The following is a 20,757-nucleotide window of genomic DNA, read 5'->3' as shown; positions in this document are numbered from 1 at the left end:
GCGGACCGGTGACGACCCGCGTCGCGCCGCGCGTCGGGGCGGGCGGGACGCGGCCCCGTCCCGCACCCTGGAGCCATGGCCGCAAGCACACCCGCCGTCCGCGTCCGCCGCGTCTACGAGGACCCGTCGCCCGACGACGGGGTGCGCGTGCTCGTCGACCGCCTCTGGCCGCGCGGCCTGAAGAAGACGGACGCCCGCATCGACGAGTGGCCCAAGGCGCTCACCCCGTCCACCGAGCTCCGCCACTGGTACCACGGCCCCGAGGGCGAGTACGAGGAGTTCAGCCGCCGCTACGAGGCGGAACTCGCCGCCCCGGAGGCCGCCGCGGCGCTCGACCGGCTCCGGGACCTCGCCGCCCGGGACACGGTCACCCTCCTGACGGCTGCGAAGGACCCCTCCGCGAGCCACACGTCCGTCCTGGCCCGAGCGCTGAGAGGCCCCGGCGGAAGTCGTTGATCACGTGATGGCCGGCCCGGCGTGGGTCGGCAAGGGGAATCAACCGCGAGCCCGGGGGCACGCTGCACTCCATGACCACCGGGGAACGACGCACGCGGAAGGAAGCCTCATGGCTCGACTCGGCTGGACCTTGGAACAGCGCGCCGGCGTCAGGACGTTCAGCCGTCTCACCACGATCTTCGCCGTCCTGTGTCTGATCATCGGCGTCGTCACCCTCATGATGGGCAACGCGGCGGGCTGGGTGATGATCGGCCTCCCCGTCCTCGTGTGGGCCGGCATGTTCCTGTTCCTGCGGAACACCGAGAGGTCACAGCCCTGAGACTCTCCCGGAGCCGGGACCACCCCGGCCCCGCCCGCCCTGAGCCCGTAGCCGAGGCGCCTCCGCGGCGGCGTCCACCGGGTCCCCGCCCGTCGACTCCGTACGCTCGGCCAACTCCCGCGCCCACGCCACCAGTCCGGCCACGTCGATCCCGTACGCGCCGGACACCGGGCTCCCGCCCGCCAGCCGGTCCGCGCCCCGGCGCAGCAGCCGGGCGCCGCCCGACGCGTTGCCCCGGGCCGCGTGCGTCAGGCCGACGGCGAGCTGGGCCAGCCCCTGCCACAGGTCCCGCTCCGCCGCCGGGCCGGACTTCCAGGCGTCCTCGAAGACCTCGTGCGCGTGGAAGGGCATCCCGGCGTCGAGCAGCCGCTGCGCCTCGCGCACGGTCTCCCCGGGCTCGCGGACGACGCCCTCGGGCAGCCGGGGCACCCCCTCCGCCCCGTACGGCAGCGGACGGCCCAGACCGTCCCGCGGCCTGGCGCTGCGGGCGCGCCCCTCCTGGTCACGATCCCTCCGCGCGCCCTTCCCCGCGCCGTCGCCCCCACCGGAGGCTCCGTCACCCCCACGGTCCTGGCCATCCGTTGTCCGGTTCACCCGCCCATTGTGGCCCGTCGGACGATCACGGGCGCTAGGCTCGACGGTCCGGCGCTGTTCCGGTCCGCGCGGGGGTGCCGGACGCGTCATGCCAACAGTTCGTGTGGGGAGTGAGTCACCGGTGCCGACGGATCCCGAACAGTCGCCGCCCGCAACGCCTTTCGCACCCGTCCGCCCCGACGCGGAACGGGGCGGTCTGCTCGAGCGCGGTCCCGAGCTCGCCGCGGCCGCCCACGCCGTCGACGAACTCGTCGCCGGAGCGGCGGCGGGCGGTCCCGGACGCGGCGGCATCCTCGTCTACCGGGGCGAGGCGGGCATAGGCAAGACCGCGCTCCTGACCGAGATACACCGCACCGCCCGCGACCGCTGCACCGTGCTCACGGCCCGGGGCGGCGAGACCCTCACCTCCGTCCCCTTCCACCTCACCCGTCAACTGCTCCAGCCCGCCCTCGACGGCTTCGCCGAACACGAGGTGCGGCAGCTCTTCGGCGACCACTTCGACCTGCTCGCCCCGGCGCTCGGCCTCGCCGTGCCCTCCTCGGACGCGCCCGCCGACCCGCAGGGCGTGCTCATCGGCCTCGCCCGGCTCCTGGACCGCCTCGCGGAGCGGCTGCGGGACCGGCCTCCGGTGCTGCTCGTGGACGACGTGCACTGGGCCGACGCCGAGTCCCTGGCCTGGCTCGACGCCTTCACCCGGACCCGGCGCGACCACCGCCTGCCGGTCCTCGTCGTCCTCGCCCACCGCCCGTTCCTGCGGGAGCCGAAGGGCCCCGGCGGGCCCGCGACGCTCGCCGCGCTCGCGGGCCGCGCCGTGCTCACCCTCGGCCTGAACGCCCTCACGTCCGGCGCCACCGCCGAGCTCGCCCGGGACACCCTCGGCGGGCACGCGGACGAGCCGTTCTGCCGCGAGGTGTGGACGGTGACCTCCGGCAACCCGTACGAGACGGTCGAGCTGCTGGCCAAGGCCCGCGACCGGATGCTCGAACCCGTCGCCGGCTCCGCGGGCCTCCTCCGCGACCTCGGCGCCGGCGCCCGGGGCGGCGGTCTCGTCGCGCGTCTGGAGGAACTCGGCAGCGGCCCGCGCCAACTCGCCTGGGCGACCGCGATCCTCGGGACCGACAGCACGCCGGAGCTCCTCGCCGCGCTCACCGGCATGGGCGCGCAGCAGGTCGCCGAGCACACCGAGAGCCTCCGGGCCGCCCGGATCGTGACCGCGCCCACGCGCGGCCGCAACGGACTCGCCCTCGTGCCCGTCCCGCCGCTGGAGTTCACCCATCCGCTCATCGCGACCGCCGTGTACGGCTCGGTGCCGTCGAGCGTGCGGACCGCCCTGCACGGCCGCGCCGCCTGGGCGCTCGCCGAGGCCGGGCACGGACCGGCCGCCGTCTCCCGCCACCTCCTCGAAGTGCACCCCGACGAGGACCAGGACGTCGTGGGCCGGCTGCGGGCCGCCGCCGTCGAACACCTCGCCGTCGGAGCCCCGGACGCGGCCCGCCGCTGCCTGGAGCGCGCCCTCGTGGAGCCGCCGGGCGCCGACACGTACGCCAGGGTCCTGTACGAACTCGGCTGCGCCTCCCTGCTCACCGCGCCCGCCGCCACCGTCCGGCACCTGCGCTCCGCGCTCGACCTGCCCGGCCTCGACGACGAGCTGCGCATCGACGCGACCTACCGGCTCGTCCAGGCCCTCGCCCACAACAACCAGCTCCAGGAGGCCGCGCGGGCCGCCGCCGTCGCGTACGCCCGCACCCCGCCCGGCACCGGCCGACGGCGTCTCCAGGCCGCGCACTTCATCTACGAGGGGTTCCAGGCCTCCGAGGAGGACGGCCCCGACCGCTCCCGCCGGCTCGCCGAACTCACCGCGGGCCTGACGGGCGCCGACAACTCGGAGCGGGCCCTCATCACCGTCCGCAGCTTCGACGCCACCATGCGCGGGGAGCCGGCCACCGAGGTCGTACGGCTCTGCGACCTGTCCCTCGTCGACGGCGCGCCCGCCCGGGGCCTGGGCTGGACCGACCCCGTCTGGGGCTTCGAGATCCCCGCCTTCACCGGCATCGCCTACGCGTTCGCCGACCGTCCCGACCGGGCCGAGGCCCTCTTCACCGAGGCGGTCCGGGCCTTCGAGATCTCCGGCTGGAGCGGGGCGCACCTCGCCTTCGGCCACACCCTCCTGGGCCTGGTGCACCGGCGCCGCGGCAACCTGCCCCGCGCCCAGCACCACCTGGAGGAGGGGCTCCGGCTCGCCGACCGCGTCGGCGACGGTCTCCCCGTCCACTGGGACACCGCCTGCCTCCTCGTCGACACGCTCGTCGCCCGGGGCCTCACGGGCCAGGCGCGGGCCGTGGCCGACCGGTACGCCTTCGGACCGCCCTGGCCCGGCGCCATCGTGCTGCCGGACGGCCCCAGCGTCCTCGGCCGGCTGCTGCTCGCCGAAGGCCGCGTCGAGGAGGCCGTGTCCACCCTGGAGGGCGCCGCCGAGGCCCTGACCGTCCGGGGCCGCCACCACATCGTGTGGGCGCCGTGGCCGCTCGACCTGGCCCGCGCCCTCGCACCCACCGACCCCGACCGGGCGGCGGGGATCGCACGCGAGGCCCTCACCCACGCGGAACGCCTCGGCACCCACACCGCGCTCGGCGAGGCCCTGCGCTGCCTGGCCCTCTTCGCCGGCCCCGCCGAGGCCCGCGAGCTCCTGGAGCGGGCCGTCGCCCACCTCGCGGCGTCGCCGTCCCGCTACGAGGAGGCCCGCGCCCGCTTCGACCTCGCGCACGCCACGGGCTCCGCCGCCCTCCTCGCCGAGGCCACCGCCCTGGCCGCCACCTGCGGCGCCGACCTCCTCGCGCCGGACGCCGTGACAGCCCGTGCGTCATCCCGCCCCCGGGAGTGAGGTAGTGTTTTCCCTGCACGGCGACGCGGGAGAAACCCCGCGATGACGAGCATCGGGACGTGGCGCAGCTTGGTAGCGCACTTGACTGGGGGTCAAGGGGTCGCAGGTTCAAATCCTGTCGTCCCGACTTGAGGAAGTCGGAAGCCAGGGGCCGTTTCAGAGCAATCTGAAACGGCCCCTGACTCGTTCCCGCGACCCGTCGGTGACCAGCTCGCCTCGGCCGCGTCGCCGGGCGACCACGATCGGGCTCGGCTCGGCATGAGCGCAGCCCGCCCCGGTCGCCCTCGGCTCAGCACGACCGCAGCCCGCCCCGGTCGCCCTCGGCTCGGCACGGCCGCGGCTCGCCCCGGTCGCCTTCAGGTGCACGCTGGCCAGCGGCTTCGCGTCAAGAACGTGTGAAGAGCGGGGTACTCGGCGCAAAGAACGCGCCAGGACGTGCCGGGACCGCGCGGGCGCGGGGACACCCTGAGCGGACCTGAGTACGAAGGAGACACCCGCATGTCCGCTCTGACCACCGAGAACGGGGCCACGCCCGTCGCCGAGGAGCCCCCTGATACCGGTGCGCGCCACAAGCTGACCGCCGTCACCGGGCTCGCCGCGCTCTCCCTGGACGCCATGGCGTCGGTGGCGTACGGGCCCGAGGCCATCGTCCTCGTCCTGGCCGCGGCCGGCGGACACGGCCTCGGTTTCACGCTCCCGGTCACGCTGGCCATCGCGGGCCTGCTGGCCGTCCTGGTGGCCTCGTACCGGCAGGTCATCGCGGCCTTCCCGGACGGCGGCGGCTCCTACGCGGTGGCCAGGACGCACCTGGGCCGGCGGACCAGCCTCGTGGCCGCCGGCTCGCTCGTCCTCGACTACGTCCTGAACGTGGCCGTCGCCGTGACGGCCGGTGTCGCCGCCCTCACCTCGGCCTTCCCCGAGCTGTACGGCGACCGCCTGTGGATCTGCCTCGCGGTCCTCGTCCTGATCACGGGCGTGAACCTGCGGGGGATCGTCGAGTCGGCCCGCGCCTTCATCATCCCGACCGCCGTCTTCATCGGCGCGATCCTGGTCCTGATCGCCGTCGGTCTGTTCCGCGACGCCCCCGTCTCCACCGCCGCCTCGGAGGGGCACGCCTCCGTGCTCGCCGACAACGCCACCGCCGTCGGCGCCCTCCTGCTCCTCAAGGCCTTCGCCTCGGGCTGCTCGGCGCTGACCGGCGTCGAGGCGATAGCGAACGCGGTGCCCTCCTTCCGCGCCCCCGCCGCCCGCCGCGCCATGCGCGCCGAGGTCGCCCTCGGCGCGCTGCTGGGGGTGATGCTCATCGGCCTGTCCGTGCTGATCTCCCGCTTCGGGCTCCAGCCGGTGGAGGGCGTCACCGTCCTCGCGCAGCTGGCCGACGCCTCCCTCGGGCACAACGGGGCTTTTTACGTCATCCAGTTCGCGACCATGGTGCTGCTCGCGCTCTCCGCGAACACGTCCTTCGGCGGACTGCCCGTCCTGCTGAAGCTCCTCGCCCGCGACAACTACCTGCCGCACGTCTTCGGTCTGAAGGCGGACCGCCAGGTCCACCGCCACGGCGTCGTCTGGCTCGCGGTCGTCTCCGCCGGGCTCCTCGTCTTCTCCGGCGGCGACACCAACACCCTGGTCCCGCTCTTCGCGATCGGCGTCTTCGTCGGCTTCACGATCGCCCAGACCGGCATGGTCCTGCACTGGCGCCGCGAGCGCGGACCCCGTTGGCTCGGGAAGGCCCTGCTGAACGGCCTCGGAGCCGTCCTCACCGGAGTCTCCGCGGTCGTCGTCACCGCCACCAAGTTCCACGACGGGGCCTGGCTGATCGTCATCGCGCTGCCCGTGCTCGTCGCCCTCTTCGAGACGGTCCACCGCGCCTACGGCCGGATCGGCGAGCGCCTCGGCGTCGGCCGGATCCCGGAGGCGCCGCACCGCGAGCGTTCGCTCGTCCTGGTGCCCGTCTCCTCGCTGACCCGCGTCACCAGTGAGGCCCTGACCGCGGCCGTGTCCCTCGGCGACGAGGTCCGTGCCCTCACCGTCTGCCACCCGGACCCCGAGGACCAGGCGGCCACCGAGGCGCTCGAACGCGACTGGGCGCTGTGGAACCCCGGTGTCCCCCTGGTACGGCTCCCCTCCGAGCGCCGCTCCCTCGGCCGGCCCATCGCCGCCTACGTACGCGAACTGGGGGCGACCCGGCCCGGCACCCGCGTCACCGTCCTCATCCCGGAGGCCGAGCCGGAGCGCCTGTGGCAGCGGGCCCTCCAGAACCAGCGGGGCGCCGTCGTCGCCCATGCCGTCCGCCGCGACACGGACGCGGTCGTCTGCCGGCTCCGCTTCCGCTGCTGACGGGGGCCGCGACCCGTCAGGGATCCGTATGGGACTCCTCCGCCCGGTGCACTCCACGCCGCACCGGGCGGAGGCTTGACGTGCAGGGGGCAGAAGGGGGGCCGGATCCTGCGAGGTGGATCATGAGGGTTCCGCTTCGGGACACGGCCGCCGTCGCCGCCGGAGTCCTGGCACCGTTCGTCGCGGCGCTCGCGCTCCTGCCGCTGCGGACGTCCGTCACGCACACGAACCTGGCGCTGCTGCTCGTCGTCGTGGTGGTCGCCGTGTCCGCGCTCGGCAACCGCCTCGCGGGAGCCCTCGCCGCCCTGTCGGCCGCCGCCTGGTTCGACTTCTTCGCCACCGCGCCGTACCAGAGCTTCCACATCCAGGACCGCGCCGACGTGGAGACCGCCGTCCTGCTGCTCGTCGTCGGCCTGGTCGTCTCCCAACTGGCCGCGTACGGACGGACGATGAAGCGGGTGGCCGTCGCCGACGCCACGCATCTGGAGCGGCTGCACGGGACGACGCGACTCGTCCGGTCCGGCGGTTCGTCCGCCGACGTCGTCCGCAGGGTCCGACAGGAACTCGTCGAGGTGCTGGAACTGCGGTCCTGTCGCTTCGAGTACGGCACGCTCATCGGGCGTCCGCCCCGGCTCGACCCCGACGGGTCGGTGCAGGTGGAGGGCTGGGTGTGGGACCTGGAGCGGCAGGGCTGGCCGGAGGGCGAGATCGAACTGCGCGCCCTCGTCCACGGCCGGTACCAGGGCCGCTTCCTGCTGACTCCCGCACCCGGCTCCGCACCGCCGCCGCTGGAGGCTCGGCTCGTCGCCGCCGACCTGGCGGCCCAGGCCGCCGCCGCACTGGACGAGGACGCGGTCAGCGCAGCCCGGAGATCCTGAAGACCGACGCGGCGGTGTCCCGTTCGACCCGCCGCCCGAGCCGCTGGAGGTCCCGCTCGCCGTCCCTCAGCGTGCCGTTCTCGCGGGAGCTCCTCGCCCCCGCTTCCAGGAGCAGCCAGAGCGGCGGGTTGGCGAGGAGGACGCGCAGTTCGACACGGGCCGCGCCGCCCTCCGCGTCGGCCAGCACGAGACGCTGCTCGACGCCGTCCGGCCAGCGGAGGACGGTGAGCCGGTCGGTGCGCACGGCCGTCCGGGTCCACAGGGTCCGGACGGTCAGCAGGCCCGGCTCCGCGACGACCTTGGCGGGCAGCAGGACCACGAAGAGGACCACGGCGAGGGCGATCCACAGCAGCGTCGCCGGCAGGCGCAGGCCACCGTCGAAGGCGTCCACGATCAGCGAGACGGACAGGAGCAGCCCGGCGCAGCCGGTCGCGGCACGGGCCTCCCCGGCCCACTCGCGGTCCTGGACCGCGGGGTGACCGGACTGCGGCTGCGGGATGAATCGTGGCTCCATGGCTCGGACGCTAGAGCTGTCGAGGGGCCCCGGCGGTCCGTCCTGACGGGCTTCCTACGCGGCCTCGGCCGACCTTGACGCCCGGCTGACGGGTCCGGCGACGTGCTGGACGTACTCGCGGGTGAGCCGGAAGCCGGCGGTCCAGGCGAGGAGGCGGCCCTCCCGGTCGTCGCGCGAGCAGCTCCAGCTCGCGCGGTGGCCGCGGGCCGTGATGTCCGAGGTCAGGCCGGTGACGCAGGCCAGGGCCAGGTGCCGGCGGCGCTCGTCGGGCGCGGTGGCGCAGGCGACGTCCTCGTACCGGCTGCCGACGAACCGGGAGCAGGCCACCGCCAGGACCCTTCCTCGGCGCGTCGCGATCCATCCGAGCCCCGAGGCCGCGAGGGCGCCGGATCCGCCCCAACTCCCGTGGATCCAGGCCATGGCCGGGTCCAGCGCGGCGAGTGCCGGGGCGTCCTCCGGGGTGATTCCGCGGACGGTCACGCCCCGGGGCACGCGGGGGGTGACGGCGGGGCCGCGGTGGACGTAGAGCATCCGCTCCCACGGTACGAGGGGGTCGAAGGCGGCACCGAGCACGGGCACGAAGCGCCCCGACGTCTCGACGAAGTGGCCCGCGAGCGGGGCCAGTTCGGCCGGAGTGATCGCGCTGGGGTCGCCGGCCAGGAGAGCGTGGCCTCCACAGGTCACCGCCACGACGCGGGGCTCGTCGGCCCGGTCGGTCCACCACTGGCCGTGACCGGTGGAGAGGACGTGGTCGGCGAGGGCGGCGGTGCCGGGTGCGCCCGAGAGGAACACGCGTGCGGGCGCGGGCGGTTGGTGGGACGCGTGCGGGATCACGGGACCTCCTGGTACGGAACGGGGGAGGGGCGGCCCGGACCCGGGCCGCCCCCGGGGAGCTCAGCGGGCGCCGGCCCCGCGGCCGTGGTGCGCCTTCTTCCTGCGGCGAAGCGGGGTAGGGCGGGAGGGGCGGACGGCGCCTGCTGGGGCGCGCGGGAATGCATCGCGGAGGGCCTTCTGGATGGGCCAGGCCACCGCCCGATCGGCGTGAGCCGGGAGGCTACGGCGGGGCCGTCCTCGTCCGCTTCCCGTGGGCGCGGAGGGAAGCCCTCCGACGCCCACGGGACCGCTGCGGACGGACAGCGACGCTCGCGGTGCGGGGGCGCGGCAGCCGGATGGGAGGGCAGCCGTGCCCCCGCGGTCCGGGGACGATCAGGCCACTGACGTCCACGGCCCGGTGAGCGACCGAGAAGAAAGCTAGGCCCACGGAGGGGATGAGACGCTCTCGGAGGGCCCGAATTGACGCCGCTCTGACGGAGGTTGGCCCCGGTCGTCAGAGGCCCGTCAATTCAGACCGCGAGACCATCAGGAGCACGTCAACGGCGTCGGGGGGTGGCCGCGCCGGGCCGCAGACTCCTCGGCACGGGGGATCGGACGACCGTCCGAGGTGTGAGGGTGGGAGGGACGCGCGGCGACCGCGACCGGCGGCGCGCACGGTCCGGACACGACGGCCCGGACCGTCACTCCCGCACCGGCGCCGGTGGTACGACCGGTGGGCCGTTCCGGGCCGCGACCACGAGGGGGCGCGGCCCGGACGGCCGTTCACCCGCCTCCTCGATCTCCGCCGACCGGGTGGCTCCGCGTCAGGGCCCCGCCAAGACGCCGTCAGCATGCGGTCGTACCCCGCAAGGGTCCCGTCAAGGTGCTCGTACGCGCACCGCGCAGCGGGTTTCCTCACCTCGGGAAGCCCGTCGGGACTCAGCAAGGAGTGACGCGCCCATGAGCGTGGAGAACGTCGTCGGACTGTTCGTCGCCGCCGGCATCGTCGGCTATCTCGTGGCGGCGCTGATCCGCCCGGAGAAGTTCTGAACCTGCCCGCGCCGTCGAAGCCCGTCCACCCGGAGGGACCGCCGGGGACGCTCACGGTCTTCGTCGGCGCGGCCACCGGGGTCGGCACGACCTACCGCATGCTGGACGAGGGCCGCCGCCGCGCCGCACGCGGTGCGGACGTCGTCGTCGGCGTCGCGGCCTGCCGGGGCCGGCCCCGCACCGAGGCGATGCTCGCAGGCCTGGAGGTCCTGGGGCCCGCCCGCGCCGTGCACGAGGACCTCGGCCGTCCCGAGCTCGATCTCGACCGGGCCCTGCGACGCGCGCCCGCCCTGATCCTCGTCGACGACCTCGCCCACACCAACGCGCCGGGTCACCGCAACATCCACCGCTGGCAGGACGTCGGGGAACTCCTCGCCGCCGGCATCGACGTCGCCACCACGGTCGGCGTCCGGCACCTGGAGTCCCTCGGCGACGTCGTCGAGAAGATCACCGGAGTGCCGCAGGACGAGACCGTGCCCGACGCCGTCGTCCGCCGCGCCGACCGGATCGAACTCGTGGACATGGATCCGCAGGAACTGCGGCGCCGCATGGCCCACGGCGACATCCACCCGCCGGAGGACGTCGACGCGACCCTCGCCAGCTGCTTCCGTACGGGCAACCTCATCGCGCTCCGCGAACTGGCCCTGCTGTGGGTGGCCGACCGGGTCGACGACGCCCTGCGGAGATACCGCGCCGAGCGGGGCATCGACGGCGTCTGGGAGATACGCGAACGGATCGTCGTCGCGCTCACCGGCGGACCCGAGGGCGACACCCTGCTCCGGCGCGCGAGCCGCATCGCCGCCCGGACCGCCCAGGGCCGGCTGCTCGCCGTCCACGTCGTGCGCGGCGACGGACCGGCGGCCGGTACCTCCCACGCGGCCCTCGCCCGCCAGCGGCGGCTCGTCGAAGGCCTCGGCGGCTCGTACCACACGGTCCTCGGCGACGACGTCCCCACGGCCCTCGTGGAGTTCGCCCGGGCCGAGAACGCCACGCAGCTGGTGCTCGGCACCAGCCGCCGGGGCCGGCTCGAACGCCTCCTCACCGGCCGGGGCATCGGCGAGACGACCGTCGCGCTCTCCGGCGACATCGACGTCCACACGGTCACCCACGAACGGGCCGGGCGCGGCCGCACGCTGCCCTCGCGACGCCCGCCCCTGCCGCTCGCCCGCCGGATCGCCGGGCCCCTCGCGGGAATCGTCCTGCCCTTTCTGCTCACGTGGGTCCTCGACGGGACGCGAGGCGTGTTCAACCTGACGAGCGAGGCGCTGCTCTTCCTCGTCACCGTCGTCGGCGTGGCCTGCATCGGCGGGGTCGTGTCGGCGCTCGTCGCCGCCGTCACCGCGTCGCTCCTGCTCAACTTCTGGTTCGTCCCGCCCGTGGGAGCCTTCAGCTTCGCCGACGCGGACAACGTGCTCGCCCTCGCCGTGTTCCTGCTCGTCGCCGCCGTCATCGCCGGGGCCGTCGACCGTTCCCTCCGGCTGACCAGACGGGCGGCCCGCGCGACCGCCGAGGCCGAGACGCTCTCCTCGCTGGCGGGTTCGGTCGTGCGCGGCGACCACACCGTGCCGGCGCTGCTCGCCCGTACCCGGGAGATCTTCGGCGCCGAGTCCGTCGAGCTCGTGCCCGCCGCACAGGTCACCGGCGCACACGCGGGAGACCCGGCCGTCAGCCAGGTGGCCGTCGGCGACAGCCACTTCCTCGTCCTGCGCGGCCGGACCCTGCCGGCCTCGGACCGGCGTGTCCTGGCCGCCCTGGCCGCCCACGTGACCGCGGCCGCCGAGCACGCCCGGCTCGCCGAGGCCGCGGCCGAGGTGGAGCCGGTGCGCGCCGCCGACCGGATGCGCACCGCGCTCCTCGCCGCGGTCAGCCACGACCTGCGCACCCCCCTCGCCGCCGGATGGGCGGCCGTCGCCTCCCTGCGCGGTACCGACGTCGAGTTCACCCCCGACGAGCGCGAGGAACTGCTCACCACCGCCGACGAGTCCATGGCCCGGCTGGCCCGGCTCATCGACAACCTGCTCGACATGAGCCGCCTCCAGGCGGGCGCCCTGAAGCTCTCCCTGCGCCCCACGGCACTGGAGGAGGTCCTGCCCGCCGCTCTCGACGCCCTGTCCTCCGACGTGCCCCCACCGGTCCTGCGGGGCTTCGAGCAGGCCCCGCCGGTCTTCGCCGATCCGCCCCTGCTGGAGCGGGTGATCGCCAACCTGGTCGGCAACGCCGGCCGTCACGCCCCGCGTGCCCACCCGGTCCTGCTCACCGTGAGCGCGCTCGCCGGCCGGGTGGAGCTGAGGGTCGTCGACCGGGGCCCCGGGCTCCCGCCCAGCGATCGGGAACGCGTCTTCGAGCCGTTCCAGCGCCTCGGGGACACCGACAACACCACGGGCCTCGGCCTCGGCCTCGCTCTCGCCCGGGGCCTCACCGAGGCGATGTCCGGCACGCTGACGCCGGAGGACACCCCCGGCGGCGGCCTGACCATGGTCGTCTCGCTGCCCTGCGCGGACTGAGACGCACCGCTCGGCGCGGTCGTCGATACGGCCGGGCACCCGGAGCCGGCGGGGCGGTCGGTCCGCGAGGCGTTCCGTGGGCCCCGGGAAGACGGACGCGTACGGGCAGGCGAAGGCCTGGTTCCGGCCTCGGAGGCCAGGGAGCCGTAGGGGACGCGTCAAGACGGCACCGCGCCGCGTATGGGGGCCGTTAACGAGCGCCGATCCGTGGCCGAAAGGCGATTTCCTCATCTCGTCCGAGAATCCGTTCTTCCTTCTTCCTTCATCCGGGAGCTCACGATGGCCGACGTGGCCTTCGTCGTCACCACGATCGCGGTCTTCGCGCTGGTGGCCTTCATCGCCAAGGGGGTGGCCAAACTGTGACTGCCGAGAACATCGTCGGTCTGATCGTGGCCGTCGCCCTGCTGGTCTATCTCGTCCTCGCCCTCGTCAAGCCGGAGAGGTTCTGAGTACGGATATGAGTCCTGTTCTTGCTGGCGTGCTCCAGCTCCTGGCGTTGATCGTCGCCCTGGGCCTGTCGTACCGGCCGCTGGGTGACCACATGGCGAAGGTGTACTCCTCGGAGAAGCACCTGAGGCCGGAGAAGTGGATCTACAAGGCGATCGGCGCGAACCCGTCGGTCGAGATGCGCTGGCCGGCCTATCTGCGCGGGGTTCTGGCCTTCTCCGCGGTGAGCGTGCTGTTCCTGTACCTGCTCCAGCGGGTGCAGGGCTCCCTGCCCGGCTCGCTCGGGTTCGTGTCGATCGACCCCGACCAGGCCTTCAACACGGCCGCCTCCTTCGTGGCGAACACGAACTGGCAGTCGTACTACGGCGAGCAGGCCATGGGCCACGTCGTCCAGACCGGTGGCCTGGCCGTGCAGAACTTCGTGTCGGCGGCCGTCGGCATCGCGGTCGCGGTCGCCCTCGTCCGGGGCTTCGCCCGCTCCCGCACCGGTGAGCTGGGCAACTTCTGGGCCGACCTGGTCCGGGGCACCGTCCGCGTCCTCCTCCCGATCTCCGTGATCGGCGCCCTGGTGCTGGTCGCCTGTGGCGCGATCCAGAACTTCTCCGGGATCCACGAGGTCGGCCAGTTCACCGGCGGCTCCCAGCAGTGGAACGGCGGCGCGGTGGCCTCGCAGGAGGTCATCAAGGAGCTGGGCACGAACGGCGGCGGATACTTCAACGCCAACTCGGCCCACCCCTTCGAGAACCCCAACGGCCTGTCCAACCTCTTCGAGGTCTATCTGATCCTCGTGATCCCGTTCGCGCTGACGCGGACCTTCGGCCGGATGGTCGGCTCCCTGAAGCAGGGGTACGCGATCCTCGGCACGATGGCCGTCATCTGGGTCGGCTTCACCGCGCTGATGATGTGGACCGAGTTCGCGGGCAAGGGTCCGGCGTTCGAGCTCGCCGGCGGCGCGATGGAGGGCAAGGAGACCCGCTTCGGCATCGGCGCCTCCGCGATCTTCTCGGTCGCCACCACCCTGACGTCGACCGGTGCGGTGAACTCCTTCCACTCGTCGAACACCGGCTTCGGCGGCGGCATCAACCTGCTGGGCATGCAGCTCGGCGAGATCGCGCCCGGCGGTGTGGGCTCCGGCCTGTACGGCATGCTGATCATGGCGGTCATCGCGGTGTTCATCGCGGGTCTGATGGTCGGCCGCACGCCGGAGTACCTGGGCAAGAAGATCGGCACCCGCGAGATCAAGTTCGCGGCCTGCTACATCCTGATCACCCCGGCGCTGGTGCTCTGCTTCACGGCGGCCTCGTTCGTCCTGGACACCCCCGGGCACTCGATGACCAACTCCGGCGCGCACGGCTTCTCCGAGATCCTCTACGCGTACACCTCCGGCGCCAACAACAACGGCTCCGCCTTCGCGGGGCTGAACGCGGACACGCAGTGGTTCAACACCACGATCGGTCTCGCGATGCTCCTCGGCCGGTTCCTGCCGATGGTGTTCGTCCTCGCGCTGGCCGGTTCGCTGGCCGAGCAGACCCCCGTCCCCGAGACGGCGGGCACGCTCCGCACGGAGAAGCCGCTCTTCACCGGCCTGCTGGTCGGCACGATCCTGATCATCACCGGCCTCACCTACTTCCCGGCCCTCGCGCTGGGACCGCTCGCCGAAGGGCTCGCGGCATGACCGACGACCTGAAGAAGCACGAGGACGACATGTCCACCACCACGACGGCCCCCAGGGCGCCCCACGGCGACCTGTCCGGAGGGCACCAGGCCCCGGGGCGGATCGGCGGGGGCCTGTTCGACCCCCAGCAGCTGATCAAGTCCTTCCCCGACGCGGTCAGGAAGCTCGACCCGCGCGTGATGATCAAGTCACCCGTGATGTTCGTGGTGCTCGTCGGTTCGGTGGTCACCACCGTCCTGGCGGTCATGAACCCGGGGGACTGGTTCGGCTGGGCGATCACCGCCTGGCTGTGGCTGACCACGGTCTTCGCCAACCTGGCGGAGGCGGTCGCCGAAGGCCGGGGCAAGGCGCAGGCCGACACCCTGCGCAAGGCCAAGACCGACACCGTCGCGCGCCGGATCATCGGTACGAACGAAGAGCGGGTCCCGGGCACCGAGCTGAGGATCGGTGACCTGGTGGTCTGCGAGGCCGGCGACGTCATCCCCGGCGACGGCGACGTCGTCGAGGGCGTCGCGTCCGTGGACGAGTCCGCCATCACCGGCGAGTCCGCCCCCGTGATCCGCGAGTCCGGCGGCGACCGGTGCGCGGTCACGGGCGGTACGAAGGTGCTGTCCGACCGCGTCGTCATCAAGATCACGACCAAGCCCGGCGAGACGTTCATCGACCGGATGATCAACCTGGTCGAGGGCGCGGCCCGGCAGAAGACCCCGAACGAGATCGCCCTCAACATCCTGCTGGCGTCCCTCACGATCGTCTTCCTGCTCGCCGTCGTCACGCTGAAGCCGTTCGCGATCTACGCGGGCGCCGACAAGCAGACCTCCCTCATCGTCCTGACGGCCCTCCTGGTCTGCCTGATCCCGACGACCATCGGCGCGCTGCTCTCGGCGATCGGCATCGCCGGCATGGACCGGCTGGTCCAGCGCAACGTGCTCGCCATGTCCGGGCGGGCCGTCGAGGCCGCCGGCGACGTGTCCACCCTGCTCCTGGACAAGACGGGCACGATCACGCTCGGCAACCGCCAGGCCTCGGAGTTCGTACCGGTCAAGGGCACCACCGCGGCCGAGCTGGCGGACGCCGCCCAGCTGTCCTCGCTCGCCGACGAGACCCCCGAGGGCCGCTCGATCGTGGTCCTCGCCAAGGAGAAGTACGGCCTGCGCGAGCGCCACCAGGGCGAGCTGACGGGCGCCACCTGGATCGAGTTCACCGCCCAGACCCGTATGTCCGGCGTCGACGTGGACGGCAGGCGGACCCGTAAGGGCGCGGCCGGTTCGGTCGTCGACTGGGTCCGTGAACAGGGCGGCGAGGTCGCCGACGACGCCGACGCCCTGGCGAACGGGATCTCCGAAGCCGGCGGCACCCCGCTGCTCGTCGCGGTCAAGGACGCCAAGGGCGCCCGCGTGCTCGGCGTCATCCACCTCAAGGACGTCGTCAAGGAGGGCATGCGGGAGCGGTTCGACGAGCTGCGCCGCATGGGCATCAGGACGGTCATGATCACGGGTGACAACCCGCTGACCGCCAAGGCCATCGCCGAGGAGGCGGGCGTCGACGACTTCCTCGCCGAGGCGACCCCCGAGGACAAGATGGCCCTCATCAAGCGCGAGCAGGCCGGCGGAAAGCTGGTCGCCATGACCGGTGACGGCACCAACGACGCCCCCGCGCTCGCGCAGGCGGACGTCGGCGTCGCGATGAACACGGGCACGTCGGCCGCGAAGGAGGCCGGCAACATGGTCGACCTCGACTCCAACCCGACCAAGCTCATCGAGATCGTCGAGATCGGCAAGCAACTCCTCATCACCCGAGGCGCGCTGACGACCTTCTCCATCGCCAACGACGTGGCGAAGTACTTCGCGATCATCCCCGCGATGTTCGCCGTCGCCTACCCGTCGCTGGACAAGCTCAACATCATGGGCCTGGCCTCGCCCGAGTCCGCGATCCTCTCCGCCGTCGTCTTCAACGCCCTGATCATCGTGGCCCTGGTGCCGCTCGCCCTCAAGGGCGTGCGCTACCGGCCCTCCAGCGCCGACTCGATGCTCCGACGCAACCTCGGCCTCTACGGACTCGGCGGCCTGATCGCCCCGTTCATCGGCATCAAGATCATCGATCTGCTCCTCTCCCTCATCCCCGGAATCGGCTGACATGAACAACTCGGTAGGAAACACCGGCCGTGTGCTCTGGGCGGGCCTGCGCGCCCTCCTCGTCCTCACCGTGATCTGCGGCGTCCTCTACCCGCTCGCCGTGACCGGGATCGCCCAGGCGGTGTTCCCGGGCAGGGCGAACGGCTCCGAGGTGAAGGAGGACGGCAGGGTCGTCGGCTCCGAACTCATCGGGCAGACCTACAACCTCCCCCCGAAGGACGGCGAGGAGACGCCGGCCCCTGACCTGAAGTGGTTCCAGCCCCGTCCCTCCAACGGCCTGGGCGCCAACAGCGTCAACACCCAGTACCAGCTGATCCTCTCCGGCGCCACCAACCGCTCCGGCGACAACGCGGACCTCATCCAGTGGGTGAAGGACGCGAAGGCGGCCGTCGTCAAGGACAACTCCGTCCCCGGCCACACCGTGAAGCCGTCCGACGTCCCCGCGGACGCCGTCACCTCCTCCGGCTCCGGCCTCGACCCGCACATCTCCCCGGAGTACGCGAAGATCCAGGTCCACCGGGTCGCCGAGCAGAACCACCTCACCGTCGCCCAGGTCGACAAGCTCGTCGCCGACCACACCGACGGCCGCATCCTCGGCTTCGTCGGCGAACCCCGCGTCAACGTCCTCCAGCTCAACATCGCGCTCAAGGAACTGACCCAGGGCTGATGAGCTTACCGAAGCGGCACGGGAGCCGGCGGATCCGGGAACACCCCGGGCCCGCCGGCTCCCGCGGCACCCCGTACGACACGGACCAGGCGAACCACACGAACCGCACGCACAAGAGGAAGGCAGCACGCCGATGACGCGGGTGCTGGTGGTCGAGGACGACGCACAGCTCGCACGAGCTCTGGTCATCAATCTGCAGGCCCGCCGCTACGCGGTGGACGCGGCGCCGGACGGAGCCACGGCGCTCTCCCGCGCCGCCGCCGACCCACCGGACGTGCTGATCGTCGACCTGGGGCTGCCCGACATGGACGGCGTCGAGGTCATCCAGGCCGTGCGGCGCTGGAGCCGGGCCCCCGTCCTCGTCCTCTCCGCGCGCAGCGGCTCCGAGGACAAGATCCGTGCCCTCGACGCGGGCGCCGACGACTACATGACCAAGCCGTTCAGCATGGACGAACTCCTGGCCAGGCTGCGCGCCGCCACCCGCCGCGCGGCCGAGGCACCGACGCTCGAACCGGTCGCGGGCGGCCGGGTCAGCACCGACGACTTCACCGTCGACCTGGTGGCGAAGAAGGTGAGGCGGGCGGACCAGGACGTGCGGCTCACCCCGACCGAGTGGCACCTGCTGGAAATCCTGATCCTCAACCCCGGCCGGCTCATCAGCCAGCGCAGGCTCCTCCAGGAGGTCTGGGGCCCGAGCTACAGCACCAAGACCAACTATCTGCGGGTCTACATGGCCCAGTTGCGGCGGAAACTGGAGGCGGACCCGTCGCACCCCCGCTATCTGATCACCGAACCCGGTATGGGCTACCGGTTCGAACCGTAGAGCCGTAGGAGAGACGCAGAACATGGGACGCGGGAAGCTGCGCATCTACCTGGGGGCCGCGCCGGGCGTCGGCAAGACCTACGCGATGCTCTCCGAGGGGCACCGGCGCGTCGAACGCGGCACGGACTGCGTCGTGGCCTTCGTGGAGCACCACGACCGGCCCCGGACCGAGGTCATGCTGCACGGCCTGGAGACGATCCCGCGCCGGACGATCGAGTACCGGGGCACCTCCTTCACGGAGATGGACGTGGACGCCGTCCTGGCCCGGCGGCCCGCCGTCGCGCTCGTCGACGAGCTGCCGCACACCAACGTCCCCGGCGCGCGCCACGCCAAGCGCTGGCAGGACGTCGAGGAACTGCTCGCCGCCGGCATCGACGTCGTCTCGACGGTCAACATCCAGCACCTGGAGTCCCTCGGCGACGTCGTCGAGGTCATCACGGGCATCCGGCAGAAGGAGACCGTCCCGGACGAGGTCGTCCGGCGCGCCGACCAGATCGAACTCGTCGACATGTCGCCCCAGGCGCTGCGCCGCCGCATGGCGCACGGCAACATCTACAAGCCGGACAAGGTCGACGCGGCCCTCTCCAACTACTTCCGCCCCGGCAACCTCACCGCCCTGCGCGAACTGGCCCTGCTCTGGACCGCCGACCGGGTCGACGAGTACCTCCAGGAGTACCGGACCGAGCACCGCGTCTCCAAGATCTGGGGCTCCCGGGAGCGGATCGTCGTCGGTCTGACCGGCGGGCCCGAGGGACGCGCCCTGATACGGCGGGCCGTGCGGCTCGCGGAGAAGGGCGCCGGGGGCGAGGTGCTCGCCGTGTACATCTCGCGCAGCGACGGTCTGACCTCGGCGTCCCCGAAGGAACTGGCGGTCCAGCGCACGCTCGTCGAGGACCTGGGCGGCACGTTCCACCATGTCGTCGGCGACGACGTCCCCGCCGGGCTGCTGGACTTCGCGCGCGGGGTCAACGCCACACAGATCGTGCTCGGGGTGAGCCGCCGCCGCTCCTGGCAGTACGTCTTCGGCCCCGGCGTCACCGCGACCGTCGCGCGCGAATCCGGACCCGACCTCGACGTCCACATCGTCACGCACGACGAGGCGGCCAAGGGCCGCCGGCTGCCCGTCACCGGGCGGGTCCGCCTCGGCCGGTCACGGACCATCTGGGGCTGGCTCGTGGGCCTGGGCGGGCCCGCCCTCCTCACCGTGCTGCTCGGCACCGCCGCCCCGGACGTGGGGCTGGCCAACGACGTCCTGCTCTACCTCACGCTCACCGTCGCGGCGGCGCTCCTCGGCGGACTCAGGCCGGCCCTGGCCTCCGCCGCCTTCGGGTCGCTGCTGCTGAACTGGTTCTTCACCCCGCCCCTGCACCGGCTCACGATCGCCGACCCACGCAACATCGTCGCCCTGGTGGTCTTCGTGGGAGTGGCGATCTCGGTGGCCTCGGTCGTGGACCTGGCCGCGCGCCGGACGCATCAGGCAGCCCGGCTGCGCGCCGAGGCGGAGACCCTGTCGTTCCTCGCGGGAAGCGTCCTGCGGGGGGAGACGACCCTCGAAGCGCTCCTCGAACGGGTCCGGGAGACGTTCTCGATGGAGTCGGTGGCGCTGCTCGAACGCCCCGGCGAGACGGAACCGTGGTCCCGCGTCGTCGTCGTCGGGCACCACCCCTGCGACCGGCCGGAGGACGCGGACGTGGACATGCCCGTCGGCGACCACCTGGCCCTCGCCCTGACGGGCCGGGTGCTGCCGGCCGAGGACCGGCGGGTGCTCGGCGCCTTCGCCGCCCAGGCCGCCGTCGTCCTCGACCGGCAGCGGCTCGTCGGCGAGGCCGAGGAGGCCCGGAAGCTCGCCGAGGGCAACAAGATCCGCACCTCCCTGCTCGCCGCCGTCAGCCACGACCTGCGGACACCGCTGTCCGGCATCAAGGCGTCGGTCACCTCCCTGCGCTCCGACGACGTGGACTGGTCGGAGGAGGACCGCGCGGAACTCCTCGAAGGCATCGAGGAAGGCGCCGACCGTCTCGACCACCTCGTGGGCAACCTCCTCGACATGTCCCGCCTGGAGACCGGCACCGTCACCGCCGTCATCCGGGAGACCGACCTCGACGAGGTCGTCCCGATGGCCCTGCTGGGCGTCCCCGAGGACGGCGTCGAGCTCGACATCCCCGAGACGCTCCCGATGGTCGCCGTCGACCGGGGCCTCCTGGAGCGGGCCGTCGCCAACATCGTCGAGAACGCCGTCAAGTACAGCGCGCCCGGGCGGACCGTCCTCGTCTCGGCGAGCGCCCTGGCCGACCGCGTGGAGCTCCGGGTGGTCGATCGCGGCCCCGGCGTCCCGGACGACGCCAAGGACCGCATCTTCGGGCCCTTCCAGCGGTACGGCGACGCCCCGCGCGGCGAGGGCGTCGGCCTGGGCCTCGCGGTGGCCCGGGGCTTCGTGGAGGCGATGGGCGGAACCGTGACGGCGGAGGACACACCCGGCGGCGGGCTGACCATGACGGTCACCCTGCGGAGGGCCGAGGGCGCCGCCGCCTCCGCCCCGGACCTGGCGGCCGAGGGGACCGGCTGAGGCGCCCGGCGCCGGCTCCGACCTCGCATCGCTGCGCACCCGCGCCGAACCGGCGGGACGGCGGCGCTGAATCAACGCGCAGTTCCGTACGAGGAGTT

At 73.2% G+C, this 20,757-nt stretch carries 17 protein-coding genes and 1 tRNA gene; 15 read left to right on the top strand and 3 right to left on the bottom strand.

From position 1 onward, the window contains the following. The first annotated feature begins 75 nt into the window (after positions 1-75). Together ACFYXU_RS24385 and ACFYXU_RS24380 are read left to right on the top strand one after the other, a co-directional pair. Positions 76-456 (top strand): DUF488 domain-containing protein, encoded by a 381-nt coding sequence (locus ACFYXU_RS24385; protein ID WP_376515291.1) that lies wholly within the window; start codon positions 76-78, stop codon positions 454-456. Between the two features lie 109 nt (positions 457-565). After that, positions 566-775: a hypothetical protein gene (locus tag ACFYXU_RS24380; protein ID WP_389406252.1), complete on the top strand. Its 210-nt coding sequence runs from the start codon at positions 566-568 to the stop codon at positions 773-775. Here ACFYXU_RS24380 and ACFYXU_RS24375 read toward each other — a convergent pair. Beyond that, positions 764-1,369 (bottom strand): DUF309 domain-containing protein, encoded by a 606-nt coding sequence (locus ACFYXU_RS24375; RefSeq protein WP_376515286.1) that lies wholly within the window; start codon positions 1,367-1,369, stop codon positions 764-766. The genes ACFYXU_RS24380 and ACFYXU_RS24375 overlap by 12 nt on opposite strands. Before the next feature lie 196 nt (positions 1,370-1,565). On the opposite strand from ACFYXU_RS24375, the gene ACFYXU_RS24370 reads away from it, so the two are divergent. The 4 genes from ACFYXU_RS24370 (at position 1,566) to ACFYXU_RS24355 (ending at position 7,465) form a co-directional block, all read left to right on the top strand. After that, positions 1,566-4,250: an ATP-binding protein gene (locus tag ACFYXU_RS24370; protein ID WP_389460541.1), complete on the top strand. Its 2,685-nt coding sequence runs from the start codon at positions 1,566-1,568 to the stop codon at positions 4,248-4,250. A 53-nt stretch (positions 4,251-4,303) separates the two neighbouring features. Next, positions 4,304-4,377, top strand: a tRNA-Pro gene (locus ACFYXU_RS24365). Positions 4,378-4,748: 371 nt separating this feature from the next. Next, entirely contained in the window at positions 4,749-6,587 is a 1,839-nt protein-coding gene (locus ACFYXU_RS24360; protein WP_376515285.1) for an APC family permease, read from the top strand. Between the two features lie 122 nt (positions 6,588-6,709). Then, positions 6,710-7,465: a DUF4118 domain-containing protein gene (locus ACFYXU_RS24355; RefSeq protein ID WP_376515282.1), complete on the top strand. Its 756-nt coding sequence runs from the start codon at positions 6,710-6,712 to the stop codon at positions 7,463-7,465. Here the strand turns inward: ACFYXU_RS24355 and ACFYXU_RS24350 are convergent. After that, positions 7,443-7,979: a hypothetical protein gene (locus ACFYXU_RS24350; protein ID WP_376515280.1), complete on the bottom strand. Its 537-nt coding sequence runs from the start codon at positions 7,977-7,979 to the stop codon at positions 7,443-7,445. The genes ACFYXU_RS24355 and ACFYXU_RS24350 overlap by 23 nt on opposite strands. A gap of 54 nt (positions 7,980-8,033) precedes the next feature. Next, on the bottom strand, positions 8,034-8,813 hold the full coding sequence (locus ACFYXU_RS24345; RefSeq protein WP_389459922.1) for a GNAT family N-acetyltransferase: 780 nt from the start codon (positions 8,811-8,813) through the stop codon (positions 8,034-8,036). A gap of 939 nt (positions 8,814-9,752) precedes the next feature. On the opposite strand from ACFYXU_RS24345, the gene kdpF (ACFYXU_RS24340) reads away from it, so the two are divergent. The 9 genes from kdpF (ACFYXU_RS24340) (at position 9,753) to ACFYXU_RS24300 (ending at position 20,659) form a co-directional block, all read left to right on the top strand. Further along, positions 9,753-9,842: a K(+)-transporting ATPase subunit F gene (gene kdpF, locus ACFYXU_RS24340; RefSeq protein WP_329853619.1), complete on the top strand. Its 90-nt coding sequence runs from the start codon at positions 9,753-9,755 to the stop codon at positions 9,840-9,842. A gap of 98 nt (positions 9,843-9,940) precedes the next feature. Then, entirely contained in the window at positions 9,941-12,346 is a 2,406-nt protein-coding gene (locus ACFYXU_RS24335; protein WP_389459920.1) for an ATP-binding protein, read from the top strand. A gap of 207 nt (positions 12,347-12,553) precedes the next feature. Further along, positions 12,554-12,709, top strand: a complete 156-nt coding sequence (locus ACFYXU_RS24330) for a hypothetical protein (protein ID WP_329853615.1) — start codon at positions 12,554-12,556, stop codon at positions 12,707-12,709. Next, positions 12,706-12,795 (top strand): K(+)-transporting ATPase subunit F, encoded by a 90-nt coding sequence (gene kdpF / locus ACFYXU_RS24325; RefSeq protein WP_329853613.1) that lies wholly within the window; start codon positions 12,706-12,708, stop codon positions 12,793-12,795. Before ACFYXU_RS24330 ends, kdpF (ACFYXU_RS24325) begins: the two co-directional genes overlap by 4 nt. Positions 12,796-12,803: 8 nt before the next feature. Then, positions 12,804-14,468, top strand: coding sequence for a potassium-transporting ATPase subunit KdpA (gene kdpA, locus ACFYXU_RS24320; protein WP_361400860.1), 1,665 nt, complete (start codon positions 12,804-12,806; stop codon positions 14,466-14,468). Further along, the gene (gene kdpB, locus ACFYXU_RS24315) at positions 14,465-16,603 is read left to right on the top strand and encodes a potassium-transporting ATPase subunit KdpB (RefSeq protein ID WP_376516394.1); all 2,139 of its coding nucleotides are present in this window, start codon (positions 14,465-14,467) and stop codon (positions 16,601-16,603) included. Before kdpA ends, kdpB begins: the two co-directional genes overlap by 4 nt. 1 nt (position 16,604) lies before the next feature. Then, positions 16,605-17,270: a potassium-transporting ATPase subunit C gene (locus tag ACFYXU_RS24310; protein ID WP_389459918.1), complete on the top strand. Its 666-nt coding sequence runs from the start codon at positions 16,605-16,607 to the stop codon at positions 17,268-17,270. A gap of 133 nt (positions 17,271-17,403) precedes the next feature. Next, positions 17,404-18,093 (top strand): response regulator, encoded by a 690-nt coding sequence (locus ACFYXU_RS24305; protein ID WP_376516390.1) that lies wholly within the window; start codon positions 17,404-17,406, stop codon positions 18,091-18,093. A 22-nt stretch (positions 18,094-18,115) separates the two neighbouring features. Then, entirely contained in the window at positions 18,116-20,659 is a 2,544-nt protein-coding gene (locus ACFYXU_RS24300) for an ATP-binding protein (RefSeq protein ID WP_389459915.1), read from the top strand. Positions 20,660-20,757 lie beyond the last annotated feature (98 nt).

The sequence above is a fragment of the Streptomyces sp. NPDC002232 genome, assembly GCF_042890295.1.
Classification (GTDB): Bacteria; Actinomycetota; Actinomycetes; order Streptomycetales; family Streptomycetaceae; genus Streptomyces.
This window is presented reverse-complemented; position numbering and strand designations above follow the sequence as displayed.

What these genes read in the sequence shown, in the direction of transcription:
- ACFYXU_RS24385 (WP_376515291.1), top strand. Translation starts at nt 76, where the DNA reads ATGGCCGCAAGCACACCCGCCGTCCGCGTCCGCCGCGTCTACGAGGAC.
- ACFYXU_RS24380 (WP_389406252.1), top strand. Translation starts at nt 566, where the DNA reads ATGGCTCGACTCGGCTGGACCTTGGAACAGCGCGCCGGCGTCAGGACG.
- ACFYXU_RS24360 (WP_376515285.1), top strand. Translation starts at nt 4,749, where the DNA reads ATGTCCGCTCTGACCACCGAGAACGGGGCCACGCCCGTCGCCGAGGAG.
- ACFYXU_RS24355 (WP_376515282.1), top strand. Translation starts at nt 6,710, where the DNA reads ATGAGGGTTCCGCTTCGGGACACGGCCGCCGTCGCCGCCGGAGTCCTG.
- ACFYXU_RS24350 (WP_376515280.1), bottom strand. Translation starts at nt 7,979, where the DNA reads ATGGAGCCACGATTCATCCCGCAGCCGCAGTCCGGTCACCCCGCGGTC.
- kdpF (WP_329853619.1), top strand. Translation starts at nt 9,753, where the DNA reads ATGAGCGTGGAGAACGTCGTCGGACTGTTCGTCGCCGCCGGCATCGTC.
- ACFYXU_RS24335 (WP_389459920.1), top strand. Translation starts at nt 9,941, where the DNA reads ATGCTGGACGAGGGCCGCCGCCGCGCCGCACGCGGTGCGGACGTCGTC.
- kdpA (WP_361400860.1), top strand. Translation starts at nt 12,804, where the DNA reads ATGAGTCCTGTTCTTGCTGGCGTGCTCCAGCTCCTGGCGTTGATCGTC.
- kdpB (WP_376516394.1), top strand. Translation starts at nt 14,465, where the DNA reads ATGACCGACGACCTGAAGAAGCACGAGGACGACATGTCCACCACCACG.
- ACFYXU_RS24310 (WP_389459918.1), top strand. Translation starts at nt 16,605, where the DNA reads ATGAACAACTCGGTAGGAAACACCGGCCGTGTGCTCTGGGCGGGCCTG.
- ACFYXU_RS24305 (WP_376516390.1), top strand. Translation starts at nt 17,404, where the DNA reads ATGACGCGGGTGCTGGTGGTCGAGGACGACGCACAGCTCGCACGAGCT.
- ACFYXU_RS24300 (WP_389459915.1), top strand. Translation starts at nt 18,116, where the DNA reads ATGGGACGCGGGAAGCTGCGCATCTACCTGGGGGCCGCGCCGGGCGTC.